This window comes from Kitasatospora sp. NPDC048194, from assembly GCF_043202455.1.
In the GTDB taxonomy this organism is placed as follows: Bacteria; Actinomycetota; Actinomycetes; order Streptomycetales; family Streptomycetaceae; genus Kitasatospora.
Map to the genome: position 1 here is coordinate 107667 of NZ_JBIDAK010000019.1, position 16121 is coordinate 123787.

The 16121-nt window shown below is 72.2% G+C and carries 10 protein-coding genes and 1 tRNA gene; all 11 read left to right on the plus strand.

The features are described 5' to 3' along the window. Window positions 1–121 precede the first annotated feature (121 nt). The 11 genes from ACGF07_RS22835 to ACGF07_RS22885 all read left to right on the plus strand — a co-directional run bounded on the left by ACGF07_RS22835 (window position 122) and on the right by ACGF07_RS22885 (window position 15949). Window positions 122–194: transfer RNA gene (locus ACGF07_RS22835), tRNA-Ala, on the plus strand. A gap of 97 nt (window positions 195–291) precedes the next feature. Further along, window positions 292–1587, plus strand: a complete 1296-nt coding sequence (locus tag ACGF07_RS22840; RefSeq protein ID WP_350745910.1) for a hypothetical protein — start codon at window positions 292–294, stop codon at window positions 1585–1587. Between the two features lie 441 nt (window positions 1588–2028). After that, window positions 2029–4908: a leucine--tRNA ligase gene (gene leuS / locus ACGF07_RS22845; RefSeq protein ID WP_392901515.1), complete on the plus strand. Its 2880-nt coding sequence runs from the start codon at window positions 2029–2031 to the stop codon at window positions 4906–4908. 432 nt (window positions 4909–5340) lie between these two features. Continuing rightward, window positions 5341–6084 carry a hypothetical protein gene (locus ACGF07_RS22850; RefSeq protein WP_392901517.1) on the plus strand — a complete coding sequence of 248 codons (744 nt, stop codon included), beginning with the start codon at window positions 5341–5343 and terminating at the stop codon, window positions 6082–6084. A gap of 69 nt (window positions 6085–6153) precedes the next feature. Then, the gene (locus tag ACGF07_RS22855) at window positions 6154–6999 is read left to right on the plus strand and encodes a DegV family protein (RefSeq protein WP_392901519.1); all 846 of its coding nucleotides are present in this window, start codon (window positions 6154–6156) and stop codon (window positions 6997–6999) included. Between the two features lie 137 nt (window positions 7000–7136). Beyond that, a complete protein-coding gene (locus ACGF07_RS22860) occupies window positions 7137–8246 on the plus strand; it encodes a helix-hairpin-helix domain-containing protein (RefSeq protein WP_392901521.1) in 1110 nt (369 codons plus the stop codon). Window positions 8247–8316: 70 nt separating this feature from the next. Next, window positions 8317–10164 carry a ComEC/Rec2 family competence protein gene (locus ACGF07_RS22865; RefSeq protein ID WP_392901523.1) on the plus strand — a complete coding sequence of 616 codons (1848 nt, stop codon included), beginning with the start codon at window positions 8317–8319 and terminating at the stop codon, window positions 10162–10164. Beyond that, entirely contained in the window at window positions 10158–11663 is a 1506-nt protein-coding gene (locus tag ACGF07_RS22870; RefSeq protein ID WP_392901525.1) for a site-specific integrase, read from the plus strand. The genes ACGF07_RS22865 and ACGF07_RS22870 overlap by 7 nt, the downstream gene beginning before the upstream one ends. Next, complete coding sequence (locus ACGF07_RS22875) at window positions 11660–13405, plus strand: hypothetical protein (protein WP_392901527.1); 1746 nt, start codon at window positions 11660–11662, stop codon at window positions 13403–13405. Before ACGF07_RS22870 ends, ACGF07_RS22875 begins: the two co-directional genes overlap by 4 nt. Beyond that, window positions 13402–15531 (plus strand): integrase, encoded by a 2130-nt coding sequence (locus ACGF07_RS22880; RefSeq protein WP_392901529.1) that lies wholly within the window; start codon window positions 13402–13404, stop codon window positions 15529–15531. Before ACGF07_RS22875 ends, ACGF07_RS22880 begins: the two co-directional genes overlap by 4 nt. A gap of 10 nt (window positions 15532–15541) precedes the next feature. Beyond that, window positions 15542–15949, plus strand: coding sequence for a hypothetical protein (locus tag ACGF07_RS22885; protein ID WP_392901531.1), 408 nt, complete (start codon window positions 15542–15544; stop codon window positions 15947–15949). Window positions 15950–16121: the final 172 nt, after the last annotated feature.

Genomic DNA, 16121 nt, shown 5'->3' on the forward strand with positions numbered 1-16121 from the left:
GGGGCGGGCCGCACCTTGGGAAACGGATTTCGGGAGCACGCCCCGGACCGTGTAAAGTAGTCGATGTCGCCGAGGGAAACGGACGGAAACGGCCGAGGAACCCGGTGACATCGCAGGTCAAGGGGCTATAGCTCAGTTGGTAGAGCGCTTGCATGGCATGCAAGAGGTCTGGGGTTCAATTCCCCATAGCTCCACAGTGATCAAGAGCCGCCTCCCGTCACGGGGGGCGGCTCTTCGCCGTTGTGTCCATGCCACCGGCGGGAGGGCCGGAAAGACCGCTACCGTCGTGGCATGGCCGATCTGCAGCGAAGGCGGAACGAGGAGCTGGCCCGGATACTGCACCAGCTCGGCTGGAGTCCGGAACGGCTGGCCCGCGAGGTCAGCCTCGCCCTGCCGCCGGGCCTGGCCATCAGCTCCACAGCCCCGTACAAGTGGCGCGACCGCGGCATGGTGCCGCGCAGTCCGCACGACCAGACCGTCTGCGAGGTGCTCAGCCGCACCCTGGGCATCGCCGTCACCTACGAACAGCTCTGGGGCCGGATGGGCGGCCACCGCGGCGCCAAGATCCTCTCCCCCCGGCTGCTGACCGACCCGTGGACCGCCGACACCGCCCAGACCGCGCTGCGCGAGGCCGCCACCGACGCCGGGCCCGTCCGCCTCACCGACCTGTTCCGCAGCGCCGACCTCGACCACGCCGCCGAACGACTGGCCTCCGCGCCGCCACCGGTCGGCGGCGGCGAGGGTGCGCTGCGCGTCGACCCGGGACTCGTCGGCGAACTCGGCCTCTCCTTCCGCAGCAAGCAGCGACTCGAACGGTCCTGCGGTGGCGGTCTCGTCCTCGGCCCCACCCGGGCCGAACTCGCCATGCTGGCCAAACTGTTGGAACTCGGCGCCTACGACGAACGGCTCGGCCGCGAACTGTACGGGACGGCCAGCAGGCTCGCCCGGCTGGCCGGCTGGGCCGCGTACGACCTCGGCCACGACGCGGCCGCCCAGCGGGCGTTCGTCGCCGCGCTGCGCGCCGCCCACGTCAGCGGCGACCCCCGGCTGGGCGTCGCCGGGCTCGGCGCGCTGGTGGTGCTCGCCACCCAGGCCGGTGGCGGGCGGGGCCTGGACGCCGTCACCGCGCTGCGCACCGCCCTGGAGGCCCACGGGCCCGTGCTCAGCGCCACCTCCCGGGCGCGCCAGCTCGGCCGGATCTCCCGCGCCCACGCCCGCTGGGGCGAGGCGGAGCAGGCGGAGGAGGCTGCCGCCCGGGCCTTCGCCGAACTGGACGGCGTGCCGGGGACCGAGGAGGCCCGGGCCGATCTCGCCGGGATGGTGGGGGAGGGACGGCTGGCCCTCGGCCGGTGCCGGATGGCCAAACCGCTGCTCGCCGAGGCCGTCGCCGGGCTGGGGCCGGGGCGGGCCCGCTCCAAGGCGCTGCTGATGGTCCGGCTCGCGGAGGCCCACCGGCGGCTCGGCGACCAGCGGGAGGCGGCCCGTACGGTGGCGCAGGCGCGCGCGCTCGCGGCGGGGATGCAGTCGGAGCGGCTGGCGAAGGCGCTGCGGGACTTCGACGCTGCGGGACGGGCTGCGGCGCGGTGAGGCGGCGGGGGTCGGTGTGCGGTGGGGCTGGATGGGTGCGGCGGCATACGGCATGCGGCATGCGGCACGAGGCCTGCGGGGTTCGGCGTGCGTCGTTCGATGGTGTAGGCGTGGTGCGGCTGGGGTGCGGCCTCGGGCGGCAGCGGGCCGCCGGTGCGCCGGCCCGCTGCGGTCCGGCTGCGCCGGGTTCCGACGGGCGGTATACCCGGGAGTGGCCTGACCTGCTTGCGGTACCCTGAGCCCATGCGAACCGTGCGCCTGCTCCTTAGCCGGCCGCGCTGACCAGGACCGGCCGCGCCCCAGGGCGGTGCCGGAGTCGGCGTGGCGTCCCCTCCTGCGAGGGGATTTTTTGTTTTCCGCCCCCGCCCGCGTGGTGGGACGGGTCCACGGGCCGCCGCGTGGCGCGGTTCGCCAACTGACATCGATGGAGCTTGAAGGACCATGAGCGAGACGACCCCTGCGTCCGGCGCGGCCGAGACCGCGACCGAGCCGTTCCGGTACAGCGCCGCGCTGGCGGCGGACATCGAGTCCCGCTGGCAGGACCTCTGGGAGAAGGAGGGCACCTTCCACGCCCCCAACCCCACCGGTGCGCTGGCCGACCCGTCCGCGGGCGACGTCGCCGCGAAGCCGCACAGCTTCATCATGGACATGTTCCCGTACCCCTCGGGCGCGGGTCTGCACGTCGGCCACCCGCTGGGCTACATCGCCACCGATGTCTTCGCCCGCTACCAGCGGATGACCGGCCACAACGTGCTGCACACGCTGGGCTACGACGCCTTCGGCCTGCCCGCCGAGCAGTACGCGGTGCAGACCGGCACCCACCCGCGGGTCTCCACCGAGGCCAACATCGCCAACATGCGCCAGCAGCTGCGCCGGCTGGGCCTGGGCCACGACCCGCGCCGCTCGATCTCCACGATCGACCCGGACTACTACCGCTGGACCCAGTGGATCTTCCTGCAGATCTTCAACTCCTGGTACGACGAGGACGCGCGCAAGGCCCGTCCGATCGCCGAACTGGTCGCCCAGTTCGAGTCCGGCGAGCGTGAGCTGCCGGGCGGCCGCGCCTGGGCCGAGCTGTCCGGCGCGGAGCGCGACGAGGTGCTGGGCGAGTACCGCCTGGCCTACGCCAAGGAGGTGCCGGTCAACTGGTGCCCGGGCCTGGGCACCGTGCTGGCCAACGAGGAGGTCACCGCGGACGGCCGCTCCGAGCGCGGCAACTTCCCGGTGTTCAAGTCCAACCTGCGCCAGTGGATGATGCGCATCACCGCGTACTCCGACCGCCTGATCGCCGACCTGGACCTGCTGGACTGGCCCGAGGCCATCAAGCTGCAGCAGCGCAACTGGATCGGCCGCTCCGAGGGCGCCCGGGTCGACTTCGCCGTCGACGCCGGGACGATCACCGTCTTCACCACCCGGCCCGACACCCTGTTCGGTGCCACCTACATGGTGCTGGCGCCCGAGCACGGCCTGGTCGACTCGATCGTCCCCGCCGCCTGGCCCGAGGGCGTGCCCGCCGAGTGGACCGCAGGCGCCGCCACCCCCGCCGAGGCCGTCGCCGCCTACCGCGCCGAGGCCGCCGCCAAGTCGGACGTCGAGCGGCAGGTCGACGCCAAGGTCAAGACCGGCGTCTTCACCGGCGCCTACGCCGTCAACCCGGTCAGCGGCGAGTCCGTCCCGGTGTTCATCGCCGACTACGTGCTGATGGGCTACGGCACCGGCGCCATCATGGCCGTTCCCGCCCACGACCACCGCGACTTCGCGTTCGCCCGCGCCTTCGGCCTGCCGATGCGCTGCGTCGTCGAGCCCACCGACGGCCGCGGCGAGGACCCGGCGGAGTGGGACGACGCCTTCGACACCTACGACTCCGTCATCGTCAACTCCTCCCGGGACGGGCTGACCCTGGACGGCCTGAGCGTCGTCGACGCCAAGGCCGCCGTCACCGCCTGGCTGACCGAGCGCGGCATCGGCGAGGGCACCGTCAACTACCGCCTGCGCGACTGGCTGTTCAGCCGCCAGCGGTACTGGGGCGAGCCCTTCCCGATCGTCTACGACGAGGACGGCGTGATGCACGCGCTGCCCGAGTCGATGCTGCCGGTGGAGGTCCCCGAGGTCGACGACTACTCGCCGCGCACCTACGACCCGTACGACTCGGACTCCTCGCCGGAGACCCCGCTGTCGCGCAACGAGGGCTGGGTCAACGTCGAACTGGACCTGGGCGACGGCGTCAAGAAGTACCGCCGCGAGACCAACACCATGCCCAACTGGGCGGGTTCGTGCTGGTACGACCTGCGCTACGTCGACCCGACCAACGCCGAGGCCGTCGTCGACCCGGCCAACGAGCAGTACTGGCTGGGCCCCACCGCCGCCAAGCCGGCCGGCGGCGCCGACCTGTACGTTGGCGGTGCCGAGCACGCGGTGCTGCACCTGCTGTACGCGCGCTTCTGGCACAAGGTGCTGCACGACCTGGGCCACGTCTCGTCCGTCGAGCCGTTCCACAAGCTGTTCAACCAGGGCATGATCACCGCCGACGTCTACCGTGACGAGCGCGGCTTCCCGGTGCCCGCCGCCGAGGTCGAGGAGCGCGACGGCCGGTACTTCTGGCAGGGCGAGCCGGTCAAGCGCGAGGCCGGGAAGATGGGCAAGTCCCTGAAGAACGCCGTCGCCCCGGACGACATCGCCGACGAGTACGGCGCGGACACCCTGCGCCTGTACGAGATGTCCATGGGCCCGCTGGACGTCTCCCGCCCCTGGGACACCCGGGCCGTGGTCGGCTCGTACCGCTTCCTGCAGCGGCTGTGGCGCAACGTCGTCTCGGAGACCACCGGCGAACTGGTCGTCACCGAGGAGGAGCCGGACGAGGCGACCCTGCGCGCCCTGCACAAGGCGATCGACGGCATTCGCGGCGACATGGCCGGGCTGCGCTTCAACACGGCCGTCGCCAAGGCGATCGAGTTGAACAACTTCCTGGTCAAGCGCGGCTCCACGCCGCGGGTGGTCGCCGAGCAGCTGGTGCTGATGGTCGCGCCGCTGGCCCCGCACATCGCCGAGGAGCTGTGGCGCCGCCTGGGCCACGCCGAGTCGCTGGCGCACGCCGACTACCCGGTCGCGGACCCGGCGTACGTCGTCGACGAGTCGGTGACCTGCGTGGTGCAGATCAAGGGCAAGGTGAAGGCCCGGCTGGAGGTCGCCCCCACCATCACGGACGCCGAGCTGGAGGCGCTGGCGCTGGCGGACCCGGCGGTGGTCGCGGCGATCGGCGACGCGGCGGTGCGGAAGGTGATCGCGCGGGCGCCGAAGCTGGTGAACATCGTGACGGGCTGAGGTCCCGAGCCGGCTGGGGTCGTCGACTCGGTCGGGGGCTCCGAGCCGGCTGGGGTCTCCGACTCGGTCGGGGTCTCCGAGCCGGGTGGGGTCTCCGCGCCGGCTGCGGTTCGCGACCGAGGCCGGCTTGATCGGGCGGGTGTCCTCCGGGGCACCCGCCCGGTGCTTTCCCGGGAGGTCCGGACGGGGCCCCCGACCGGTGCTCCGGCCGGTGCCTGCGCGTTGCCTGCGCCGTTGCCTCTCCGTGGGTGATCTTTCCCGGTCTTCCCTGATCCTCCCTGCGGGAAGACCCCGGATCTGTCCCTGATCCGTGCCCGCGAGCACCCTTCGGACCGCTCCCGGGCCGGTGCGGCGGGCTACGGTGGAACCCTGGGCAGTGCAGCCCGCGTTGGGTCCGATGGGAGCCGGAACGGCGGCGGAAGGTGGCGCGCGATGGACGTGTTCGGCGTGATGATCGGCTTGGTCCTGCTCTTCGGGATCGCGGTGCTCGCCTTGGCCGTGGTCGGCACGGTCAAGGCGGCCAAGGCCGTCACCGAGAAGGTCGGGAAGCACGAGGCGAACGCCCGGCGCGCCGTGGAGACCGCCGCCCTCAAGGCGAGGACGTACACCAGGATCGGCCCGCCGGCGCAGATCGCCAACGTCCGGCTCAAGCTGCGGACCTCGCTGGACGGCACCCGTCAGGTGCTGGAGAGCGGGCTGTCGCAGGACGGTCAGCTCGGCGAGTCCCTCGCGCTGCTCACCCGGCTCGACGCCCACGCGGCGGAACTCGACGGCCAGCTGCGGATGCTGGAGCGCGAGCCGGACACCGCGCGGATCGCGGCCAAGCTGCCGGAGCTGCGGGAACGGGCTGAGCGGATCACCCATTCGGCGGAGACCATGCGCTGGGCGGCGCAGGACCGGATGCAGCGGTTCGCGGAGGACGAGCTGAGCCGGCTGAGCCAGGAGTGCGAGAGCGAGGCGGGGGCGCTGCGGCACTGGGACTCTGCTGGTGCTGGTGCTGGTGCTGGTGCTGGTGCTGGGGGTCTCGGTGCGGGTGCGGGCGTCGGAGCGGCGCGGCCCGGGCTGACGGACGGCAAGGGGCGCCCGAGCGCGGAGGAGCTGCTCGGGCTGACCGATCCGCTGGTGAAGCTGGCCCAGCGGCTGCGGAAGCCGTCGGCCGGCCCCTCGGCGGGCTGATCCACCGCCTCCTCCCGGTGCGGGGAACGGCGCTGTTCTCCCGGACGCGTGGGGAGTAACCTCCGGCTCATGCCCTCCGACCTCGCACTTGTCACCGATTCAACGGCCTATCTGCCGCAGGAGGCCCTCGACCGGCACGGGATCACGGTGGTCCCGCTGAGCGTCGCGGTCGGTGACTCGGTCCTCAGCGAGGGCGTGGAGATCTCCCCGAAGGACGTCGCCGAGGCGCTGCGCGCCAAGCAGCGGGTGACCACCTCCCGACCCAACCCGGAGACCTTCGCCGCCACCTACCGGGCGGCCGCCGAGTCCGGGGCGAAGGGGATCGTCTCGGTGCACATCTCCGGAGAACTGTCCGGCACGGTCGAGGCCGCCCGGCTGGCGGCCGCCGAGGCGCCCGTGCCGGTGCGGGTGGTGGACAGCCGGCTGGTCGGCATGGCGCTCGGGTACGGGGTGCTGGCGGCCGCCGAGGCGATCGCGGCCGGTCGGGGACTGGCGGAGGCGGCCGGAGCGGCGGAGCGGCGGGCGGCCGGGACCAGCGGTTTCTTCTACGTGGACACCCTCGAGCACCTGCGCCGCGGCGGCCGGATCGGGGCGGCCCGGGCACTGCTCGGCTCGGCGCTGGCGGTCAAGCCGCTGCTGCACCTGCACGGGGGGCGGATCGAGCCGCTGGAGAAGGTGCGCACGGCCTCGCGGGCGATCGCCCGGCTGGAGGAGATCGCGGTCGAGCGGTCCGGGGACGGGGTGGTGGACATCACCGTCCACCACCTGGCGGCCGAGGACCGGGCCGAGCCGCTGGCCGAGCGGTTGCGGGCGCGGGTGCCGGGGCTGCGGGAGCTGTACGTCGGCGAGGTGGGGGCGGTGATCGGCGCGCACGTCGGGCCGGGGCTGCTCGCGGTGGTGGTCTCACCGCGCTGAGGCGGCGGGTGGAATGGTCAAGTTTCGCGGGTCGCCACCACTCGTGTGAGTGACGTTTTTTATCCACAACCCCGGAGTTATCCACAGGGTTTCAGTAATTTCCGCGCGGCCGCCGTCGGGCCCCTAGCGTCCTCGCCATGACGACCCTGAACCTGGGCGCGGCGAAGCGCCAGACGATCAACGAGACGGTACGGCTGCGGATGGCGGCGCTGCTGCAGACGGACGATGAGCCGGCGGGCGGCGAGCCGACGGGTGACGAGCCGGTGGACGGCGAGCGGTTGGGCAGTGAGCGGGCGGCCGCCGAGCGGGCGGCCGGTGGGCGGAGGGGCGGCAGTCGGGCCGCCGGCGAGCGGGTGGGCGAGGGCGGGGTGGTCGGCGAGCGGGCGGCCGACTCCTCCGCAGGTCTCTCACCGCCCTCAGTTCCGTCCCCAGCCGCGTCCCTCGCCGCGCCTCCTCCCGCTATCGCCGGGGTGGCACCGCCGGAAGCGGTCCACCTCGCCGAGCCTCCGCCGACCGGCGGCGCGCCGCCCCGGTTCGCCGCTGCCCTGGCGCTCGACCGGCGGGCCGTGGCCGGGCTGGCGATCCTGCTGCTGTTCGCGGTGGGCTACGCCGTGCAGCACTTCTGGCTGGCCAGGCCGGAGGCAGTGGCCGTTCCGGCGCTGGCGGCCGCCTCGGCGCCGTCGGAGCCGGGCCTGCCCGCGTCCTCCTCCCCGGCGGGAGCCGTCGCTTCCGCCGGAGCCGCCACCGCCCCGGGCTCCTCCGGAGCCGGACCGCCCGAGGTGCCCGCGGGTCAGGGCGCCGGGGGCGCCGTCGTGGTCGACATCGGCGGCCGGGTCCACCTGCCAGGCCTGCACACCCTGCCCGGCGGCTCCCGGGTGGCCGACGCCCTGCGGGCAGCGGGCGGTCCACTGCCGGACACGGACACCAGAGGGCTCAACCTGGCCCGGTTGCTGGCGGACGGTGAGCAGATCCTGGTCGGCGAGCCGGCCCCGGTTCCGGCCCCCGCCCCGGTCTCCGGGGGAGGCAACGGACCTTCCGGCGGCGGCACGCCCCGACCACCCGTCAGCCTCAACCGCGCCACCCTTGAACAGCTCGACACCCTGCCGGGCGTCGGTCCGACCCTCGCCCAGCGGATCCTCGCCTACCGCACCTCGCACGGCTCGTTCCGCACGGTCGACCAGCTCAGGCAGGTCAGCGGGATCGGAGCCCGGACCTTCGCCGAGCTCCGCCCGCTCCTGACGCTCTGACACCCGTCCGCTGCCCCAGCCCCTGTCCTTTCTGCCCCCGAACTCCTCCGCCCCGAAAGGAGGTGCCGCCATGACCGCCGCCGCCACCGCGCTGCCGCACACCCGCTCCTCGCCCGCCGACTTCCGACTGCTGCTCCCCGCCGTCTCGGCCTGGGTGGTCACGGCGGTCCTCCTGCCCCTGGAACCGCCGCCCTTCGTCGTGGCCCTCGCGCTCGCGGGTGTCGCTGCGCTCGCCGCCGTCCCGCTGCTCGTCCGACCGGGCCTGCTGCGCCGGCGCGGAGCCGCGGTGACGCTGGCCGCCGTCCTGCTCACCGGAGCAGCGGCCGCGATCGCGACCCCACTGCACACCGCAGACCTGCACCGGGGCCCGCTGCCGGAGCTAGCCCGCGCGGCCGGGCAGGCCGGGCCACGCGCACCCGGCACGACCGCACCCGTGGTCGAGGTGGAGCTGACCGTCACCGGGGACCCCGCGGTCCACGACTCCCGGGGCGGCACCACCGGCGGCCAGGTCCTCCTCACCGTGGAGGCCGTCGCCGACCGCGTCACCGTCCTCCCGGACGGGCATGCCACCCGCACCCACACCCCCGTGACCGTCATGGCCCGAGGGCGTGAGAGCGAGCCCTGGCTGCGCCTGCTCCCCTCGGAGCGGCTGGCGGCGGAGGCAGAGGTCCGGCCACCGGGGGAAGGCCACGAGATCGAGTCCGCCGCCCTGTTGACCGTCCACGGCCCGCCCCGGCGGCTCGCTCCGCCGAGCCTCCCGCAGCGGATCGCCGGGCGGCTGCGCGAGGGACTGCGCACGGCATCCGACGGGCTACCCCCCGATGCGCGCGGGCTGCTCCCGGCGCTGGTGGTCGGGGACACCTCCCGGCTGCCCGACGACCTCGTGGACGCCTTCCGGGCCACCGACCTGCTGCACCTGATCGCCGTCAGCGGGGCCAACCTGGCCATCGTCCTCGGCGCGCTGCTCGGACCGCCCGGTCAGGCCGGCACTCCCGAACGGCGCGGTCTGGCCGCGGTCCTGGGGCTCTCGCTGCGCACCAGCGCCCTGCTGGGGACGGCCCTGACCCTGGCCTTCGTGACCGTGTGCCGCCCGGAGCCCAGCGTGCTCCGGGCGGCCGGGACGGGTCTGATCGGCATGCTCGCCCTGGCCACCGGCCGCCCCCGCCAGGCCGTACCGGCCCTCGCCGGGGCCGTACTGGTCCTGGTCCTGCTGGACCCGTTCCTGGCCCGCTCCTTCGGCTTCCTGCTCTCGGTGCTCGCCACCGCGGGGCTGCTGGTCCTCGGGCCGCGGTGGGCCGAGGGGCTCCGGGCCCGACGCTGGCCGCACCACCTGGCTGGCGCGCTGGCGGCGACGGCGGCGGCGCAGGCACTGTGCTCGCCGGTGACGGTGGTGGTGTCCGGACACATCAGCCTGGTCGCCATCCCGTGCAACCTGTTGGCCGAACTCGCGGTGGCCCCGGCCACGTTGCTCGGTTTCGGCGTACTCGTGCTCCAGCCGTTCCTCCCCGCCGCGGCCCGACTGCTCGCCGAACCGGCCGGAGTGCCGACCGGCTGGCTGGCCTTCGTGGCGCGTCGCGGAGCCGAACTGCCGGGCGGCCAACTGACCTGGCCCGGCGGCTGGCTCGGAACGGCGACGGTCGCCCTCGCCACCCTGGCGGTCTGCTGGGCGGCACCGCTGCTGCTGCCGCGACGGACGGAGCCCGGCAGCTCCGCGCGCGTCCGGCGCCGCCCTGCCCGGGCGCTGGTGACGGGCGTCCTGCTGGTGGTGCTGCTGGCCGTCCTGCTGCGGCCGCCGCAGCTCGCCCGGATCGCCACCGGCTGGCCACCGCCCGGGTGGCGGCTGGTGATGTGTGTGGAATTCCCTATTGAATCTTCGTGTTGCAGCAGCTCGTGTTGCGAGTGGAGAGGGACGTGTTGAGCAAGACCTGGCAGGTGCATTGGGTGATGAGGGGCCAGTCGGCAGTGGTGATTGATCACCCTGTGCTACGAGGCTGGACCGACCTCGATCAGCGGGAGGAGGCCAGCCGGATCGACCCCGGAGACGTCTTCATGACGGACCCGAACTACAGGGTGGACCCCAGGCTGACGCACTTCCTCACGCGCTCCTCCTTCGCGCATCTGGCCAGAGAGACGCGGCGGAACTACGCCGGGGACTGCTGCCTGTTCTTCAACTTCCTTTGGCAGCACGGCAAAAACTGGTACGAGGCTACTCCAGAGGACCTGCTGGACTTCGAGGACTGGCGGCGCTGGTCGCCGCGGAACCCGCAGCGAATCGGCGGCTCGAAGTGGAACAGGGAGCTCGCGGCACTGACCCGGCTTTACAAGTGGGCCGTACGCAAGGGCTACATGGCGGTCAGCCCGGTCGTGGAGCACGAGGTGATGGGCCGCCACGGCGACGTGGTGAGTGTTCCCGCTGCCCGCGCGAAGGACGTGCGGTCGAGCAACGTGAAGTGGCTGACGCCCCGCGCCTACCGGCTGTGGAGGGACGTGGGGCTGCGCGGCTACACCGCGGAGGGCCGCCGCGATCCGTCGTGGCGAGGCCGCAACGACGACCGCAACGCCGCCTACTCCGACCTGCTGTTTTCCTCGGGGATGCGGCGCTCGGAGGGCGGCTCGCTGCTGACGATCGAGGTCCCGGCCCTGGAAGAGAGCGTCAAGCGCTACTTCGACGGGCGCCTGGCGAGGGCGACGACGAAGAGCCGGCGCGAGCGGACGTTCTACGTCGCGGTCGAGTGTCTGCGGGCGATCGACGCCTATGTGAGGACGACGCGGCGGGCGGTCGTCCGCCGGGCCCAGGTCAACGGCCGCTACGAGGCGATGGACGGCATATGGCTGGTGGAGAAGCGTTCCGGCTGGCGGCAGTCGACGCTCCATATCAGGGACGAACGGGGACAGGCGGTGGAGCGGGGGTTGACGACGCTGGATATCGAGGAACGCCAGCGGCTGTTCGTCGAAGGCGAGGGTGGGCTGGAGCCGCTGTGGTTGTGGTTGTCGGAGGACGGCCGGCCGTTCCTGCCGCACTCTTGGGAGGCGGTCTACCGGGCGGCGTCCGAGCGGTGCCAGCGCGTACTGGAGGGCCACGTCGCCCAGCCGCCCTACTTCACACCGCACATGGCCAGGCACTCCTTCGCGCTGAAGATGCTGGTCGCGCTCCAGCACGCGCTCGACAAGCGGTTCGGGCTCACTCCCGAGGAGAGGCGGGACTTCCGGCTCCTCTACGGCGATGCCTGGCGCATGGTGAAGGACCTCCTTGATCACCAGAGCGAGGAGACCACCCGCAAGATCTACCTCGCCCCCGTCTCCGACCTGCAGGTTCGTTCGCTGCTGCTGGACGAGGCCGACCCCGGCACCAACGAGTTGCTGGCCCGGATCGCGAAAATGTCGGAGCGCGTGCTGGACAGCGAGGTCGTGGCATGAGTGCACGAGGACGACGAGCGCCGCTGCCCGAAGGCGAACACCACCGTCGGCAGCCGTTGGAACCCGGCGGCGTGGTGGTCCAGCACGTGGCCGAGGACGGCGTGAGCAAGGCCAGCTACGACTTCGGCCAGTTGGCGGTCGGCCCGCGACTCCAGCGGGAGTTCGCCGAGGTCTTCGCGGCTCAGGCCGGACCCGACGGTGCTTGGAAGACGCTGCCGTCCAGCCGGGAGTCCTGGCTGATCCTGCTCTACTTCAGCCGGTTCCTGGCCGAACAGGACCAGGTTCCCGAGTCGCTGGGCGAGCTGGCGCCCGAGATCTGGGCGGCCTGGCGCCTGAGCCGGATGCCGAACTCGACCGGCTCCCGGCAGATCCGCAAGGTCGCCCGCTTGCTCAGGGACCACCCCGCAGTGCCCGAGGAGACCCGGAGGCTGATGACGAGGCGGGTGCCGAAGGAGAAGAGCACGGAAACGGCCTACTCGCCGGAAGAGTTCGACGAGATCAAGCTGACCGCGACCCGTTTGTTCCGGCCTGCACTGCACCGCATCCGCGCGAACTGGCAGCACCTCCAGGACTGGAAGGCCGGCCGCTTCGACGAAGGCAGCGAGGACTGGCTCGTCGGCGAGGCCCTGGACCACCTGGTCCGCACCGGGGATACGCCGACCTACATCGGCAAGGACGGTCGCCGGCGGCCCAGCTTCCGGCACAGGAACGGGCTGGGCGGGAACTCGGCCGAGAAGACGTGGATGCGGCTGTTCCTGTCCACCGACGAGGCCAGCGCGCTGATGGTCCTGATCATCGCCGCCTACGGCTGGAACGCGACCCCGGTCATGGAACTGAAGGTTCCCGCAGCGAGCCCGGACGCGGGAGGCGAGGGCCAGGTCATCTACCGGGTGGAGCTGGAGAAGCGGCGACGCGATCAGCCTGCGCGCTACGAGACCCGGAACCTGACGGACTGGGGTGCGGACTCTCCGGGACGACTGATCACGCACGCCATCGAGGCGACCGCACCGGCCCGCGCGGCTCTGGAGCATCTGGGGGCGCCCACCGACCGGCTGATTGTCTGGCGGATGGCCCAGTGGCGGGACGTCTACGGCGAATCGGGCGCGGGGATGTTCGACGGCAACATCCACGCCCACGTCTGGCGAAACTGGCGTCGCCAGCTGGGCGACGGGAAGACGCTGAACCTTCGGCGTCTGCGCAAGACCGTGGTCATCGCGCACCAGCGCACCCCCACCCAGCACAGCCAGGACACGCACGACGGCGTCTACGTCCTGCCGGACCCCCGCACACACGCCGATGCCCAGCCGGTGATCACCGCTGGTGTCGAGGAAGCCGTCGCCGCGGCCAAGGCGTCCTTCACGGCACAGGTCACCCGGGCGGAGACGGACGCGGCCTCGGACACGGCGACCGCCAGCTGCAGCGACTACACGCACAGCCCGTTCGGCACACCGGGCCTGCCGTGTCGGGCGTCGTTCCTACTCTGCATGGCCTGTCCGAACGCGGTGGTCACCCCGCGTCACCTGCCGCGGCTGTCCTACCTGCTGCAGATGCTGGAGGAGCTGAAGGCGGTGCTCGCGGCGGACGTGTGGGACCAGGACTGGCGCGAGCACTTCGAGCGGCTGCGGGACTTGCGGAAGGCCCCCGACTTCACCGACACCGAATGGAGCGACGCCCTGAACAGCGTCAGTGCCAAGGACCGCGAGGTCATCAACCAGCTGCTGAGGAAGGGATTCGACAAATGAGCCTGGCACCTGACCTGCTGGTTGTCCCGCCGTCGGCCAACGGTTTCATCGTCGACCCGGACACCGTTCCCGAACAGCGCCGCGCTCTCCTCTCGCGCTACGGCGACGAGAAGTGGTCCCTGCTCGCGCTGACACAGAATCCATCGGCGACGGACGACCTCATCCAGTGGGCTTGGTTCCCCGAGGTCTTCCGGGAGCCGTTCCGGTTCGCCGCCTGGACGATGATCAACTACCCGCTGCCGGACATTGACATGATCCGGCACGGGGCCGCCATGCGCTCCAAGCTCAGCGCGGGCCGCGTGCTGAGCACGGTCAACCAGTGGTCGATCTTCGCCCGGTGGCTGACCGAGCACGGGATCACCACGCTGGCGCGGGTGACGGCCGAAGATCTGATCGACTTCGCCGCGCATCTCGACAAGGTCCGCGGCCTGGCCCGCAACACGGTGACCTCCCACCTGATCGCCCTGTCGCGGCTGCACTACTACGGACGGCTCTACCTGCCGCCGCAGGACCGGCTGGTGGAGCCGCCCTGGCTGTCGGAGGGGCTGGACGACTACCTGCCGGCGGCCTCGCCGCTGGGGGAGAACGTCACCGAGCCGATCGCCCCGGCGACCATGGGCCCGCTGCTGGTCTGGGCTCTGCGGTTCGTGGAGGACTTCTCGGACGACATCATGACTGCCAACGACGAGTACCGCCGTCTGTTCGCTGCCGGGGATGCCCTGCGCGGGCCGGGGCAGACGGCGCCGGCCGACGGCCTGCTGGCCTTCCTGGAGAACCTCAAGGCTGAGGGCCTGCCGATCCCGACGGCCACGGTGAAGGGTCGGCCGCTGGCGGTTCCGGGGACGTTCCTCGCGGGGAAGACCGGGGTACCGGTCAACAAGGTCGACCGGATCATGCGCGAGCCCGTCTGGCGGGACTACCGCCTCGCCAACCCGGGACCGTGTCTGCTGGAGACACCCGTCACCGCCACACTGGGCGGCGAGCCCTGGCACGAGCCGTTCGAGTTCTACACTTTCCCCGCGCTGGTCATGCACCTCGTCACCGCCTGCTACATCGTGCTCGGCTACCTGACGGGCATGAGAACCGGGGAGATTCTCGGGCTCCAGAACGGGTGCTGCCCGGACCCCGGCGGCGAACCCGGGGCGGCCAAGCGGCACCTGATCTACGGGAGGCAGTTCAAGGTCGCCCGCGACGAGGACGGCAACCACGACTCCGCCGGAGTCGTACGCGAAGCCCCCTGGGTCGCGGTCCCGCAGGTCGTGAGAGCGGTCCGGGTGCTGGAACGGCTGGGCGGCGACCACGATGGACTGCTGTTCGCCGCCGAGGTCTACGACCCGCGGAACCTCGAACGCCGAAGCGGCAGGTCGTTGGCGATCGCCACCATGAGCAACCGCGTCGAGAGGTTCACCGCGTGGGTCAACACCCACACGCGGAGCCGGGGGCGGCAGGCCGAGGTGATCCCGCCCGACCCGCACGGCCGGGTCGGCACCGGTCGCTTCCGCCGCACTCTGGCCTGGCACATCGCCCGCCGGCCGGGAGGGCTGGTGGCGCTGGCGGTCCAGTACGGTCACATGCGCACGTTGATCAGCCAGGGCTACGGCTCTCGGACCCGCGGCGGCATCCACGACCTGCTGGACTTCGAGACGGCCCGGACGGTCGCCGAGCACCTCAGCGAGGTGCACGAGGCCATCCAGGAGGGCGAGGGCGTCTCCGGCCCGGCGGCCCGCCGACTGATCCACGCCGCAGCGCAGGAACACGAACGTTTCGGCGGCATGATCGCCACCGTCAAGCAGGCCCGCCGCCTGCTGGCCGACCCGACCCTGAACGTCTTCGAGAACAAGGAGGCCTTCCTGTTCTGCAACTACGACCGGTCCAAGGCCCTCTGCCATCCCGGCCGGGGCGGCAAGAGCGAGGCGCCAAGCCTGGACCGCTGCCGCAGCAACTGCGCGAACATCGCCCGCACCGACCAGCAGGCCATCCACCTGCGGGAAGCGGCAGGCAGTCTCCGGCAGCAGGCCGACTCCCGGCTCGTTCCCGAGCCGCTGGCCGACCGGCTGCGGGAGCGGGCCGAGACCCTGTCGGAGCTGGCCGACAAGCACGATGCCGACCGTGTCACCGCCGGATAGGACTCCACTGATGAGCCAGGACAAGGAACGCGACAGCATCCGGGCCGCGATGGACCGGCTGCTGGCCGGCACCCCGCTGAGGTCGGACGGCGCCCTGACGGTCGTCGCGCTGGCCGTCGAGGCGGACGTGAAGCGGCACGTGCTCACCCACCGGCACACCGACCTGAAGGACGAGTTCTATGCCAAGGTCAGGGCCCAGGGGCACGTCCCCGACAGCGAACGCAAGCTGCGGGATGAGCTGAAGAAGACCAAGGAACGGCTGGCCGAGGCAACCGTGGAGATCAAGCGCCTCCAGGGCGAGGTCGACATGTTCGCCCGCGTGGTCAACGTCCTCGAGGTCGAGAACGACCAGCTCCGCAACCAGCAGGGCCGCAAGCGGGCAGCGGTGGTGCCCCTGCCCACCGCACCCAGCCGTTAGCTGTGTCAGCAGACGCGGCCTGGTGGCCCGATTCCGCGGAACCGGGCCACCAGGCCGCTCCCGAATCTGCTGGATTTCTGGCCGAGCGCAAAACGACTTCGATCAACGTCAGCCAGAATGTCGAGGCCATCTGAGCCCGTGGCCTGTGAGAAATTTCCGATGGGCCGGTTTC